The 14305-nt window shown below is 43.7% G+C and carries 8 protein-coding genes; 4 read left to right on the top strand and 4 right to left on the bottom strand.

The features are described from left to right. Positions 1 to 56 precede the first annotated feature (56 nt). The 3 genes from CD004_RS20885 to CD004_RS20875 all read right to left on the bottom strand — a co-directional run bounded on the left by CD004_RS20885 (position 57) and on the right by CD004_RS20875 (position 7579). Positions 57 to 1661 (bottom strand): glycoside hydrolase family 13 protein, encoded by a 1605-nt coding sequence (locus CD004_RS20885; protein WP_102264523.1) that lies wholly within the window; start codon positions 1659 to 1661, stop codon positions 57 to 59. 52 nt (positions 1662 to 1713) lie between these two features. After that, positions 1714 to 5040 (bottom strand): GH36-type glycosyl hydrolase domain-containing protein, encoded by a 3327-nt coding sequence (locus CD004_RS20880; protein ID WP_102264522.1) that lies wholly within the window; start codon positions 5038 to 5040, stop codon positions 1714 to 1716. 367 nt (positions 5041 to 5407) lie between these two features. Further along, on the bottom strand, positions 5408 to 7579 hold the full coding sequence (locus CD004_RS20875; protein WP_102264521.1) for a glycoside hydrolase family 3 N-terminal domain-containing protein: 2172 nt from the start codon (positions 7577 to 7579) through the stop codon (positions 5408 to 5410). A 455-nt stretch (positions 7580 to 8034) separates the two neighbouring features. Between CD004_RS20875 and CD004_RS20870 the strand changes: the two genes are divergently transcribed. The 4 genes from CD004_RS20870 (at position 8035) to CD004_RS20855 (ending at position 12115) form a co-directional block, all read left to right on the top strand. Then, positions 8035 to 9300, top strand: coding sequence for a sugar ABC transporter substrate-binding protein (locus tag CD004_RS20870; protein WP_233434900.1), 1266 nt, complete (start codon positions 8035 to 8037; stop codon positions 9298 to 9300). An 85-nt stretch (positions 9301 to 9385) separates the two neighbouring features. Further along, a complete protein-coding gene (locus CD004_RS20865) occupies positions 9386 to 10273 on the top strand; it encodes a carbohydrate ABC transporter permease (protein WP_102264520.1) in 888 nt (295 codons plus the stop codon). A gap of 22 nt (positions 10274 to 10295) precedes the next feature. After that, positions 10296 to 11156 carry a carbohydrate ABC transporter permease gene (locus CD004_RS20860; protein WP_102264519.1) on the top strand — a complete coding sequence of 287 codons (861 nt, stop codon included), beginning with the start codon at positions 10296 to 10298 and terminating at the stop codon, positions 11154 to 11156. Positions 11157 to 11665: 509 nt separating this feature from the next. Continuing rightward, positions 11666 to 12115, top strand: a complete 450-nt coding sequence (locus tag CD004_RS20855; protein WP_102264518.1) for a VanZ family protein — start codon at positions 11666 to 11668, stop codon at positions 12113 to 12115. Positions 12116 to 12196: 81 nt separating this feature from the next. On the opposite strand, the gene CD004_RS20850 is transcribed toward CD004_RS20855, so the two are convergent. Next, positions 12197 to 13831: a bifunctional metallophosphatase/5'-nucleotidase gene (locus tag CD004_RS20850; RefSeq protein WP_102264517.1), complete on the bottom strand. Its 1635-nt coding sequence runs from the start codon at positions 13829 to 13831 to the stop codon at positions 12197 to 12199. Positions 13832 to 14305 lie beyond the last annotated feature (474 nt).

Below are 14305 nucleotides of genomic sequence, written 5' to 3'. Positions count from 1 at the left end.
CCTGTCTCTTCAGTAACTCTCTATTTATTATACCTTGTGAACGTTTTCATCTATAGTTAATTTTTCAATTTGTAGACAATGGCCTCATACGGACGCAATTTTTCAGGAGGGGAGTCATAGTTATGGACAACGATTTCGCCGTCACATAATAACGAACTCTTAACTTCTCTGCCGGTAAAATTGCACAGTACACGCCATTCTTCATTTTGATAGGTTCGAGTGTAAGCAAAGACTTCCGGTTCGCTATCTAGAAGTTGGTAGTCTCCATAAACAATCAGCTCATTGCTTTTACGCAGCTTGATCAGTTTTTTGTAAAATTGGTAGATCGACTTATCACCATTTATGTCATTCTCAACGTTGATGGCCGAATAATTAGAATTAATCCCAATCCACGGAGTTCCTTCTGTAAAACCGGCACTGTCTTCAGCATTCCACTGCATAGGCGTTCTCGCGTTATCCCGGCCTTTTACATAAATCGATTCCATTATGTCTTCATGCACAAAGCCTTGTTCGATCCGCTCTCTATACATATTCAAGGTCTCGATATCGCGATAAGAATTCAGCTCAGAGAACTGTACATTCGTCATCCCGATTTCCTCGCCCTGGTAAATATATGGCGTTCCTCTCATCAAATGGAGCAGGGAAGCGAGCATGGTCGCGCTTTCGTATCGATATTCCTGATCATTTCCCCAGCGCGAGACGATCCTCGGCTGGTCGTGGTTGCTCCAGAATAAACTATTCCAGCCTTTATCCGCAAGCCCAGTCTGCCAGTTCGACAACACCCTCTTCAAATCGTCCAAATCAAGCGTCTTCAAGTCCCATTTTTGTCTTCCTGCCTGTTCATCCAGCGCGATATGTTCGAATGAGAACACCATATCAAGTTCCTTCCGTTCAGGACTCGTAAAAAGAATAGCTTGTTCCAAGTCAGCACCGCCAGTTTCACCGACAGTGACGATGTCAGCACCCTCAAGCACTTCACGGTGCATCTCCTGTAAATAGGTATGGAGGAGGGGACCGTTGGCGATGATACTCTGATCCAGTTCTTTCGCGATCAAATCGATGACGTCAAAACGGAAGCCTTTGATTCCCTTATTGATCCAGAAGCGCATCACATCATAAATCGCCTCGCGGACAGGAGGGTGGTGCCAGTTAAGGTCAGGCTGCTTTTTGCTGAACATATGCAAATAATACTGACCAGTTTCTGTGTCAAATTCCCATGCGCCGCCGCTAAAAATTGACTGAAGCTCGCTCGGCGGCCCGTCGTCCACGCTATCCCTCCAGACATAATAATCCCTGTAAGGATTATCCTTGCTGCTCTTTGATTCAAGAAACCATGGATGCTCATCGGACGTATGGTTTGCGACGATATCCATCATGATGCCGATTTCACGTTTAGCTGCTTCAGCTATGAGCAGGTCCATATCTTCCATCGAGCCAAACTCGGGATGAATCTGATAATAATTTGAGATATCATAGCCATTGTCATCATTTGGCGATGCATAGACTGGACATAGCCAGATCATGTCGGCTCCAAGTTCCTTAATATAATCCAGCTTCGAGAGAATCCCCTGCAAATCGCCAATCCCATCCCCATTTGAATCCTTGAAGCTGCGAGGGTATACCTGGTAAACCACACTTTTATGCCACCATTTGCTGTCCATTTTCCAAACCTCCAAATATGAAAAATGAAGCGGCCTTGTGGGCCGCTCATTTTTACAAATTCACTTCAATCGTATTTTTTTCTGCATTCAGTTTCTTAAGCTCAGCAACGCTGATGCGGTAGCCGCCGTCACGATAACGGTTGGCCATCTGTTCCGCAACAACTTCCTGTCCGTTGATCTTCACGCCTTCATTTTTTCCAAAATGGTATGCGATCGTAACAGGTTTCCCGTCAATGTTAAACGTGAACTCTAGTCCGTCTTTTTCCATTGGAAGAATCGGATCGATCACAAGATCCTGAGCTTCGCGGCGGATGCCAAGCGCGTTTGAAATCAACTGGTTCATATAGATTCCAGGGCCGCTTGAGTAGATTCTCCAACCACCTTTTACTGGAGCTGAGCCATCGCGGAGCTTTTCGAAATTCTCCGCTGCCTCATAGCGGGTATTGAACTTGCCGTCAGAGCTGCTGAAGTAGGCATTGCTCTGGCGAAGTTCTGCGTTCGGAACGACTTTCTGGATGCCAATCGGGTTGATTGTCTGCAGGCCATTCCAAACCTCATCGACCTTGCCCAGCTTCGCCATTGCCTCTACAAAACGGATGTGGGCATGGACATATTGCAAGCCGATTTCACGCCCGAAGTTGGCTGCCTGCTCGGCACGCTTGAAGTTGGTGCTCACTCCGCCTTTATAGGTAGCGGGACGGTCCATCAGGCGCACGCCATCCGGATGATACAGGCGCTCTCTGATGATTTGATAGTGAGATTCCGCCTGTTCTGGCGTCAAAAGCTCGCCAATCATGCTTCGAGTCATTGGCAGCAGGCGATATTGAATCCCTGTTTTTGTATCCGTAGGGTGCACCATCAGTTCAGGCTTGTCCGCTTGCTCCATGAACACGAAGCCCGGGATTGTTTCTGTAGACAGCATGTATTTATTGAAATCTTCCTTGATTCCGGCTGCCATCGTGCTCAGCTCATCTGCCAGCTGTGCATCTTCTTTTTGTAAAAGTGACGCGAAGTGGCTTACGACCTGGTAGGTCAGCGCAACCGTCCAGCTGCTTGCCATATACTGCTTCAGCTGTGCATTCGCCGGCTGGAGTGTGTCATCCCAGTCGCCATCCCCGTAGGAAGATAAATACGTATCATGTAAAAAATGATCCTTGATATATTGGAGCTGCTTTTTCACATGGTCAAGCAGTGTTGCTTTTTCCTCAGTGAATTCAAAGCTGCCTTTTTCCGTATATGGAAGCAGTTCGTTTAAAATACTGTAATCATTCGTTGCACGCAAGTATTCAACGATGACCTTCAAAGGCCAGACGATGATGTCGCCGTGGCTTTCTTCCTGCTGGAAGCGGTAGTAGTTGTCGAACATGAACCACTGCGGCCAGTTTCCGTCATCACTGTACTGGTGGGAGTAGACCGTCTTGATGATGTCCTTCACATTTTCATATTTTTGCGTCGCAATGAAATACTCAGTCGGTCCCTGGCAGACATCACGCGTTCCCCAGGCAGCGCCGCCGTATTGCTCCAGGCCATGAGGGACAGAGTAGTGGACGAGCATATTATGCGTATACCACCATGCAAGTGCGTTAATTTTCTTAAGCTCTTCCGTCGCTTCTCCATTCTGTGCAAGCTTGAAGCCATTCATTGTATCTGCGAAAAATTCGCGGTATTTTTCGATTTCTGTTTGTGCATCAGCATCCGTGAACGGTATTTCTTTTCCATCAAGAAGGCCCTGGACAGTAATTTTCCACTCGCTTGCTTGTTCCAGCTCAAAGACTGTCAAAGATGCTGCTTCGGCTTCGATATTTTCTCCAAACAGTTTTGAATCCTTCACTTCAAATTTTCCGTTGATTTGCATGCGGTAGCTAAGGTCAGGGAAGACGTCCGAGCTGTCGGAACCTTCTGCGGCTGTAAAAGTAAGGACATTTCCGTCCTGCTTCAGCTTATAAGGCTGTGCATATTCATTGTTGTTCATCGAAACCTGGTTTGTCACAAGATAGCGGTACTCCTTGCCGTTTGCAGATCGTACCTGCAGCTGCAATTGCGGTGAATCCACCGCAGTGTGAGTTGTGATGATGAACATGTCATCATTTGTCTTGTAGTACCACCGACCATAATTGAAGCCCATCTCAAACATTGAAGGCATCGTTAGCAGGCGGTATTCTCCTTCGATTTCAATATAAACCCTCTGGCCGGAAGTCTTCATGACATTCAGCGCGTTGCGGGCATTTGTCAGCATCTTGTTAAAGGACGTGTTGCCAACAACGATGTGCGAATTGAAAATCCCATACATATATAAAGAAGTTGTCAGGACATTTTTTATGTTGTCGACGTTCCCGCCTGTCATCAGGATATGCCCGTGCGGACGCTCAACAAGCAATTCTTTTTCCTTTAAAACGACATGCTCATGCTGCTCCGTGAAGAAGGATAGCAATGTTTCGCCGGATGTTTCTTCCTGATGGCGGTTAGGGAACAGCTCATCGATTTCTTCTTTTGTCATTGAAAGTGTTTCTAAAGGCTTTCCGAGAGAAGGAGAGAGCTGTACTTTTGGCAGTTCAGCTGCATGGTCACCATTGATAGACTGCACACTTTCCCAGGCTGCAGCCACTTCGTCAGTAAATTCCAACTCGGTTATAGCTGCTGGATGGGTCTCTTTAAAAATTCCATAGAATACGAATTGCGCATTGCCATCAAGAGTCACTTTTTCAGACTGTAAAGCTGTATAAGCAAATTCATATTGATAAATTTCATTCGCGAGATTCTCTCTCGTTAAAATTTCAGGCACGTCTGTTTCTTTATAAGACAAGCCGAAGAATTGGAAGCCGTCAGTCGAAAATCCTGTTGCATTCGTCAGCGAACCTTGCTGGACATAAGGGAAGCAGCCGCCGCTCATCGGCTGGTTCTGACGCGAGCAGACGACATAGCCTTTTTCAGAGTCATTGAAAGCATTGTGGTCAATATACTGTGACATATACGCTTCGTTTGTACGGACAGCGCCCTTGTCAGCAAGGCCCATGTCCTGCCCGTAGACGATATCGATCACCGAATTGCTTCCTTTCACTTCAACATCCCAGAACCAGACTCCGCCCTCAGCCAGGGTAAAAGTCACCTGGTATTGAAGGCCAGCAGCCTCGCCCTGATAGAAAACCTGATTATCGGAGTGACTGACTTTGCTTCCTGACTTCGAACCAAGCAGGGGATAGAACTGAATTCCATTTTCCCCATGGATTCGCAAAAATATGTTATTCATAGAGCCATCGATCGGGTTCGAAAGCCACTGGTTGATCATCGTTGATTTATTGGCGATCTCATAAACATCGCCGCTATTTAAAAACGTAAAGCATAGATCATTTGCCTGTATGGTGAACTTTGACTTTGTCATCGGTGTCAACTTCTTTCCTTTTAGGATTGTAACTAGCTGATAAACTGGTATGTGTTAAACGGTATTAAGCGTTATCTAGTTTTAAAGGGTTTATCGTTGGAGTAAAGCAGAGCCAACTGGTATTAAATTGACTCCAACTGGTATTAAAACTACTCCAACTGGTATTAAATTCAAGTTAACCGGTATTATATCGCCTTTCTGGAACAAATTCGGTCCAACCGGAAATAAATCTGCTCTAACCGGAAATAAAATTGATCCAACCGGTAATATCTTTGCTTCAACCGGAAATAAATTTCGGCTAACCGGTAATAAATCGACTTCACCCTGAAAAAAATCCCCTCATACCGGATAAAAATCCCTCAGTAGATTATTCTTTTACAAGTTCAAACGTCATTTCCAAGGTATCCCTGCTATTTGGCCCTACAAAAGCGATGAATTTTCCTAGGTCGCTCTTGAAAGAGAGATCTGCGTGGTGGTAACGCAATTGTTCTTCGTTAATCTCAAATTCAACTGTCACTTTTTCGCCTGGTTCTAAAGAGACTTTCTTGAAGCCTTTTAGTTCCTTCATTGGCCTTACAACTTCACCGGCTACGTCTCTTACGTATAGCTGGACGATTTCTTCTCCGGCCAACTGGCCTGTGTTCTCGACTGTTACGGAAACCTTCAATGGTCTAGACGCAGACAGTGTCGTATTACTCATTTTTATATCGCTATACTCGAAGCTTGTATAGCTCAAGCCGTATCCGAATGGCAGCAATGGCTCGTTCGGGATATCTAAATACTGTGATACATATCTTTCCTGTGCGTCAGGAGCTCCCTGTGGCCGGCCTGTGTTGAAATGGTTGTAGTAAACTGGCACCTGTCCGACAGAGTATGGGAAGGACATCGTCAGCTTCGCGGATGGATTTGCATCGCCGAACAGGATGTCAGCTACCGCGTTTCCACCTTCTGTGCCTGGGTACCATGCCTCCAGGATTGCGTCGGATTCGTCCCAGATTCCGTGGAGATCAAGCGGACGTCCGTTGAATAATACTGCAACGATTGGTTTGCCGAGTTCTTTCATTTTTCCGGCAAGTTCCAGTTGCACTTTCGGCAGGCCGATATTCGCACGGCAGCCAGCTTCACCGCTCATTTCCGATGCCTCGCCAAGCGCGAGCACAATCACATCTGCTTCTTTCGCCACTTTCACTGCCTCCGCGAATTGCTCTTCAGATCCTGTTTCAATGTCACAGCCTTTTGCTGTGAAAAGAAGGGAGGAGTCAAGCTTCGCCAGTAAGCCATCGTATAGCTGGACCGCTTTTTCCTTTGAGCCAAGGAATGACCATGGCCCAAGAATATCGCCGCTTTGTGCGAATGGTCCGACCAGGGCGATTTTCTTTTCTTTTTTAATAGGAAGAACTCCTTCATTTTTCAATAAAACTGAAGACTTTACCGCAAGCTCTCTAGCAGCTTGGCGGTGCTCGTAACTCATAATCAGTTCTTCCTCGAGTTCTTCATCCGCACCGCGGAACGGATTTTCAAACAATCCTAATTTATCTTTCAAAGTCAGAATCCGCAAAACCGATTCATCTATAAGCTGTTCATCCACTTTTCCGTCCTCGACCTGCTCTTTTAAATGGTCGACATAGCAGGATGTCATCATTTCGATATCGACACCAGCTTGGATCGCTTTGTATGCAGCTTCTGCTTCATCCTCAGCGACGCCGTGAGGAATCATTTCTTTTACCGCTCCCCAGTCGGAAATGAGGACACCATCGAAGCCCCATTCCTCGCGAAGCAGGTCGCGCATCAGTTTTACATTGCCAGTCGCGGGAATGCCGTCGACCGTGTTAAAAGCGGTCATGACCATTTCACAGCCTTCATCTAGTGCTGCTTTGTATGCAGGGAGATATGATTCCCTGAGCTGGCGTTCCGACATATTGACCGTATTGTAATCACGGCCGCCTTCTGGAGCACCGTATGCAGCGAAGTGCTTCACGCAGGCTGCAACGGAATCTGTGTTATTTTTCAAGTCTTGCCCTTGGAAGCCGCGAACAAACGACTTCGCAAACTCACCATTTAAAAATGGATCTTCACCAGTCGATTCCATCACGCGTCCCCAGCGAGGGTCACGAACTAAATCAACCATTGGTGAAAAGGTTACATGGACGCCTGCAGCTGCAGATTCTTTTGCTGCGATTTCTGCACTTTGTTGGGCTTTATCTAAATCCCATGAACAGCCGATCGCAAGTGGTACAGGGAAAATCGTTTTATACCCGTGAATGACATCCGCCATAAATAAGAGGGGAATTCCCAGTCGATTCTTTTTCAGGTGGGCTTTCTGTATGCTGATCGCTTCTTTTGCTCCGCCTGAAGCACCGAGGACGGAGCCAGTGTTCCGGACGTTTTCTTCCGATATATTCATAGAAGCAAGTGGACCGGTAATCTGCCCTTCATCCTTGGATCCTTCGAAAAAGGGAGTTGCTAACTGAAGTAATTGTGCGATTTTCTCATCTAGCGTCATTTCTTTTAATAAAGAAGTAAGTTTCTGACTGTTCATAGGGGTGAACCTCCCGTAAAATATAGTAGGAATAAATTTAAATAGAAACGTTTCGAATAAGAATACAACTGCATTATAAGCGCTTTCTTTTTCAGAGTCAATAAATAATCGAAACGTTTCTACCGGTAAATGAAAGCGAAACCAGTAATAGCAGGTTTTTATGAAAAAAATTAAAACCCATCTCAAATTTCTACTTGAAAACGATTACACTATGAAATATAATAGCCCTATCGAAACGTTTCAATTGATTTGGTCTGCTCTTTTCGGAAAAAGAGTCAGGAAACCTTGAATCGTTTCGCCAGTTACACACATTTATTTTTTTACTAGCTCTCGAAACGTTTCTATAAGGGGGTTTTCGTAAACAAAGGTAGAATTTCGCAGGTTATAAGTAATTATTTGCTATAGCGGGAAATTTAAATGCAAGACCTTATCACATTATTATGGGGGTTTTACGAATGAGCAAAAATATGTTCAATGTATTCAGCAAGAAATTTGCAGCAGCTGCAATGGTAGGTACATTAGTTGTATCTGGTGCACTTGCAGGGTGTTCTTCTGATTCTGGTTCCGAGAAAGACGGCAAGAAAGTCATCAATGTCTGGGGCATGGGGGAAGAAGCAAAAACACTTCCGAAAATTGCTGAGGAGTTTGAAAAAGAAAATCCGGAAATCGATGTTAAAGTCCAGGCTATTCCATGGGATCAGGCACATGACAAGCTGTTAACAGCAGTGGCTTCTAAAAAAGGTCCTGATGTTGTGCAAATGGGGACAACGTGGATTCCTGAATTCGCATCTGCGAATGCATTGATGGATCTGTCCGATCAGACAGAGAAGTATCCGGAATTAGCAGCCGAAAACTTCTATGATGGTTCTATTGAAACAACAAAATATGAGGACAAAGTGGTAGGCGTGCCTTGGTATGTTGATACTCGCGTTCTTTTCTACCGCACAGACCTATTAGAAGAAGCAGGTTATAAAGAAGCGCCGAAGACTTGGGATGAGCTTCGTGATGCAGCGAAGAAACTTAATGACCGTGGCGATGACAAATACGGTATCAGCATTGATACAAATGAGCAAAGCTTATCATTCATGCTTGCGCGCCAGAATGGCTCTAAGCTGATCGAAGGAAATGAAGCTTACTTTAATGAACCGGAATTTGTAGAAGCTGTTGAATACCTGAATGGTTTCTTCAAGGATGGTTCTGCACCTGTTGACCTTGGACTTGATATCGTCCAGGCTTTCAAAGGCGATGGCATCCTGCCGATGTTCATCAGCGGACCTTGGATGGTTAAAATCATCAATGATCAGGCACCTGAGTTGGAAGGTAAGTGGGCAACAGCTGTTCTTCCTGCCAAAGAAACAAATACATCTACACTAGGCGGATCTAACCTGTCTGTATTCGAGCACACTAAGAACAAAGAAGAAGCACTTAAATTCCTTGCTTATATGAGCAAGTCAGAAACACAGGTTAAATGGCTTGAAATGACGAACTCCCTGCCAGCGAACAAAGAGGCATGGAACGACAAACAGCTTCAAGAAAACCAGTACTATAAAGTGTTTGGTGAGCAAATGGAAAATGCACAGCCAATGCCTGTGATAAAGCCTTTCGAAAAAATCGCCCAGGATTTCCTGAGCCGTTTCGAGAAGATTTACCGCGGTGGTGCTGACATCCAGGAAGAAATGGATGCGTTTGATCAAGAGGCTGAAAAAATCCTCTCCAAGTAATCTGAAACAGGTTGTCTGGCAGGCGCTTGCCTGCCGGCAACTACATTAGTCCGGAATATTCGGACTGAGAAAGAAGGGACTTACAATGAAAAGCTTTTTGGCAAACAAGACTCCTTACTTTTTTATAGCTCCTGCCATTATCCTTTTATCATTATTTTCTATACTGCCTATCTTTGTAGCACTCTTTATCAGCTTTACGGATCTTGATTTAGTCGGGATTGCCGATTGGTCATCAATTAGCTTTGTTGGCCTTGAGAATTATAAAGAAGTTGTAAGTGACCCGATATTTGTAAAATCGATTCTTAACACCTTGTTCTATGTAGTGATAGGTGTTCCGCTCGTTATTATTTTATCTTTAGCAATAGCGCTACTGATCAATTTTGGGAAAGCACGTATTTTCAAGGCTTTCCGGGTTGTCTTCTACATGCCTTCCATCACAAACGTTGTTGCGGTTGCTGTTGTTTGGAGCTATCTGTACAACCCTCACCTTGGTTTATTCAACCATATATTAAATTTGTTGAACCTGCCGGATGTACCATGGCTCCAGGACCCGATTATGGCAAAAATCTCATTGATTTTGCTTGCGCTCTGGAGGGCAATCGGACTTAATATGATCATCTTCCTGGCGGCATTGCAGGGGATTCCGAAAACCTATTATGAAGCTGCGCAGCTTGATGGCGCAAACAATTGGAAGCAGCTGACAAAGATCACGATTCCTTTGCTTCGCTACGCCATTTTCTTTGTATCGATTACAACAATGATTGGCTGGCTCCAGTTCTTCGAAGAGCCGTTCGTCATGACCAATGGCGGGCCGCTTGACAGCACGACTTCTGTTGCATTATTCATTTACCGTAACGGATTCCAGTTCTCTAACTTTGGGTATGCGGCAGCTGGATCGTTCATATTGTTCATTGCCATCATTATCATTACATTGATTCAATTCAAAATCCAAAACAAACAGCAGGATTATTGAGGAAAGCAGAGGTGGAAGACAAATGAAATCCAGTGCAATTTCAAAACAATCATTAAGCAGCAATGTGAAGCAGGAAAAGACGCAGCAATGGGTTGTCGGAATCATCCTTGCAATTGGGGGGATTTTAGTTTCATTGCCCTTCGTGTGGATGATCCTTTCTGCCTTTAAGCCAGAAAGCGAAGTTATGGCGTTGACACCGACACTGTTTCCTCAAGAATGGACAATCGGAAACTTCCATAACCTTTTTGTGAATATGAATTTCGGCCTCTATTTAAAAAATACAATTATCGTTGTTCTTTGGTCATTCGTAGGATTGTTTTTGAATGCTATGGCGGGCTACGCTTTTGCAAAATTTGAATTTAAAGGCCGCAATCAGTTATTCTTCATGGTCCTGGCGACAATGATGATTCCAGGCCAGGTAACAATGATTCCTGTATATTTGATCCTGAACCAGATGCAATTGGCCAATACAATGGCGGGCATTGTTTTGCCAGGTCTAGTTGGGGCGTTCGGCATCTTCCTCTTCCGTCAGTTCATGACGACCATTCCAGATGAACTGCTTGAAGCAGCCAGATTGGACGGTGCAAGTGAGTTACGGGTATTCTGGCAAATCGTCCTGCCTATGACCAAACCGATTCTCGCCGTACAGGGAATTCTTACCTTCATCGCAGGCTGGAACAGCTTCCTGTGGCCATTGATCATCGCTAACGATGAGAGTTTGTATACTTTATCAGTAGGATTACAGCTTTTGAAAGGCCAATATGGAGGGAACTTTGCCCTGCAAATGGCCGGTTCAACCTTCATGGTCGTTCCGATCGTCATCATCTTCATTATTTTCCAGAAGCATATTATCGATGGATATACGATTTCAGGGATGAAATAGAATTAAGGACAGTGAATCTTGAGAGATCACTGTCTTTTTTGTTGAAAAATAATTATTAAACCGTTGAATTAGCTTGGTTAAAGACTTTAGAGACCAATTAGGAACGTACGTATTTACATTCGAATCCAAACTGTCCATGCCCGTCAAAAAATGAGGTTAACCGTATAAATGGTTAACCCTCCTTGAATGTTGTTTGTGAGGTTACTTCACGGATAAGTGAGAACCATGTCTGCGCTTCAGGAATAAAACAGGACCGCAAGATGATTAATATCAATCTGTTTTTTTTACTAATGATATCGTTTGCGCAAATACTCAAAAAAATTAAAATATTTAATGGAGAAACATGCCTCTCAGTTGAAATAGGTGGTAAGAGAAATGTTTTCGGGTTGGATTTTTGCTTTGAAATTTCCACTGATAGGTGTATAAACTAGTAAATCGATGAACCGTTAAAAGAACTGATTATCAATAATGACTGATGGTTATGCTGATAGGTGAAAGGGTGATGAATAGTGGCACTCAACTATCAACTACTATTTGGAATGGATAAACAGCTGCATTTTATAAGCTTTGCTGTTATATCTGCTTGTATTGGAGTAATGATCATATTAATCTCTAATGGACATCGTGTAAAACAGCATATGAATGTTGTATGGATGACATTGGTGTCGATCGGTATTTTTGAAGAGTATCGGCAATATTACCTTCCTGACAGAAGCGCGGAATTCATAGATGCGTTAGCTAATATACTTGGCGTGACAGTGGGTCTGGCGATTCCGGTGCTATTATTATATTTGAATGAACATCGAAAACAATTTATCTCAAAGGTTTTCAGGAACTACATACTGATAATGCTGCCATTTTTATTAGGTTTATTTTTTCTTAATGAGAGACCATTCTTTTCTGTTGAGGAACATTTTCAGGAGAAGCTAAGAACCCTATCAGCTTTTATAGGGTGGTAAGGAGATGGAGTATGGACTGTCCTATGTGATAAATAAAAGCCCAGCAAACTTACAAGGTTTGCTGGGCAATACTTTTCTTACTTAATTCGCTATATCGATAATACGTCCTTCTACCTCTGGACTAACAGTTTGCTCTTCTTGTTGACTCACATATTCTGTGAAGACCTCCCAGTCCACATAACCTGGTTCGCTTACCCGGCCTTCATTATAAGCTTTTGCGAATACATCATATCCGTCTCCGCCTTTAGCGGTGAAGGTGTTTGTTGCTACTGCGTATGTCTTGTTAGGATCCAAGCTTACATAGTTGACGCCATCTTCTTTTACTTCAATAGACTGAACTCGCTGGCCAACAGGAAGTGTGCTGTTGTATGTGAATTTCAATCCAGCCACCTGCAGGAAGCCTCCGGAGGTCCCTGGAGCCTCTTTAACACTGTGCTCCAAAGCCTCTTTAATTTCAGCGCCAGTCAATTGCATGATGGCTAAAGAATTTCCGAAAGGCATTACTGTAAGGACCTCTGCTAAGGTAATTTCACCAGTATCAATGGATTCACGAATTCCGCCACCATTTTGCAGAGCGATTACTGTGTTTGGATTGATTGTTTTTGCTTTCGCAAGCATTCCGTCAGTGATTAAGTTACCTAAATTTGTTTCACCTGTACGTACAAATTCTCTCACACCATTTAATTCAACACTTGCAGTTCCAATCACTTTCTTTTTCATTTCATCAACGGCTGGTTTATAATTTTCATTTAAAATTTTTGCAGCTTCAGCATCTTCTGGATAAGTAGTGATATCTAAGAGCTCTCCATTATGTTGGATGATCTTCCCGTTTTTATTGAACTTTACATCAAGTGTTCCAAGGAATTTACCATACTCATTTGCCTGTACGATGACAGTTGGTTCACTACCATTTTTCACGACGAGCGGTTCTTCTAACTTGACATGAGTGTGTCCGCCGACAATAACATCGATGCCATCTACTTCCTCAGCTAACGTTAGGTCATTATCTCCGCCGCCATCGTTCAAACCGATATGAGTAAGGGCGATGATTTTATTAACGCCTTGCTCTTCAAAAGCTTTAACAGCCTCTCTTGCTTCATTGATGTAATCAGTGAATTCAACATCCTCACCCGGACTGGAGATGTCTACTGTTTCAGCAGTAGTTAGACCAAAAATCCCGATTTTCTCCCCATTCACCTCTTTTACAATGCCTTTGTAGACTTCGCCATCATTCGCATCCGAAGAAACCTCATTATTGGCAAGGAGATTCATATTTTCGTCATTTTCAAAGTTTACGTTTGCGCTGACAAATGGGAAGTTTGCCTCTTTGACAAAGTTCGCCAGAGTTTCGGTACCTTTATCAAATTCGTGGTTTCCAAATGTCATGGCATCATAGCCAACCATATTCATGAATTCTAAATCTGCTAATCCATTAAACTCATTAAAATACAATGTTCCAGAGAAAACATCTCCAGCGTCTAATAAAACTGTGTTAGCGTTTTCCTCACGTACTTGTTTAATTGCTGCCACACGCTTTGCGACAGTGTCCAAATGAGCATGGGTATCATTCGTATGCATGATTGTTAATTCATAAGGCTTGCCAGGCTTAACACCCTTCATGTTTGCAGAGGCTGCAGGAACAACAATTGAAGTCAATAGAGCAGCAGTGGCAGCTACTGAAAATAATTTACGATACAACTTTTTGCGGTAGTTCATTAATCGTTTCCTCCTTGTAAAAGGTAGTTTTGCTACTAAGCTATTAAGCCTGGTGGCAAATCACCCCTATTCTATCAAAATCGACATATAAAAAAATGAATAAATTGAATATTCTTTAAATTAGTGAAAAGGGCATAGGAAATATATCCTTTATTAATGGGGTATTTAGGGGGGCGGGAAACTGCTGCAGGTACAAAAGTCTGTGTTTTGCTGGAACGCAAATTGTTCGATATAATTCACCGCTTTTACTGAGCAGGCACTTACATACTCAATCCAGGCGGGTTTTAGCAAAATGCTCTTTTAAGGCCCAATGTTGTTTTAAAGCCCTGTTGATCGTAGTGGAAGGCGCGTAGACTCCTCGAAAATGCTAACGCATTTCCTTCGTGCGTGGGCTGATTCGAGAAGCCAATCAATGTCCTGCGGGATGAGCAAGTAATGGGGAGACACCGCAGACGAATAAAGCGCCGAGGAGGC

The sequence above is a fragment of the Mesobacillus jeotgali genome (assembly GCF_002874535.1).
GTDB lineage: Bacteria > Bacillota > Bacilli > Bacillales > Cytobacillaceae > Mesobacillus > Mesobacillus jeotgali.
Note: the sequence above shows the minus strand (reverse complement) of the source record. Positions and strands in the feature narration are given on the sequence as shown.

Excerpts from the sequence above, each read along its gene's own strand:
- CD004_RS20865 (WP_102264520.1), top strand. The coding sequence starts at position 9,386 with ATGAAAAGCTTTTTGGCAAACAAGACTCCTTACTTTTTTATAGCTCCT.
- CD004_RS20875 (WP_102264521.1), bottom strand. The coding sequence starts at position 7,579 with ATGAACAGTCAGAAACTTACTTCTTTATTAAAAGAAATGACGCTAGAT.
- CD004_RS20850 (WP_102264517.1), bottom strand. The coding sequence starts at position 13,831 with ATGAACTACCGCAAAAAGTTGTATCGTAAATTATTTTCAGTAGCTGCC.
- CD004_RS20870 (WP_233434900.1), top strand. The coding sequence starts at position 8,035 with ATGAGCAAAAATATGTTCAATGTATTCAGCAAGAAATTTGCAGCAGCT.
- CD004_RS20860 (WP_102264519.1), top strand. The coding sequence starts at position 10,296 with ATGAAATCCAGTGCAATTTCAAAACAATCATTAAGCAGCAATGTGAAG.
- CD004_RS20885 (WP_102264523.1), bottom strand. The coding sequence starts at position 1,661 with ATGGACAGCAAATGGTGGCATAAAAGTGTGGTTTACCAGGTATACCCT.
- CD004_RS20880 (WP_102264522.1), bottom strand. The coding sequence starts at position 5,040 with ATGACAAAGTCAAAGTTCACCATACAGGCAAATGATCTATGCTTTACG.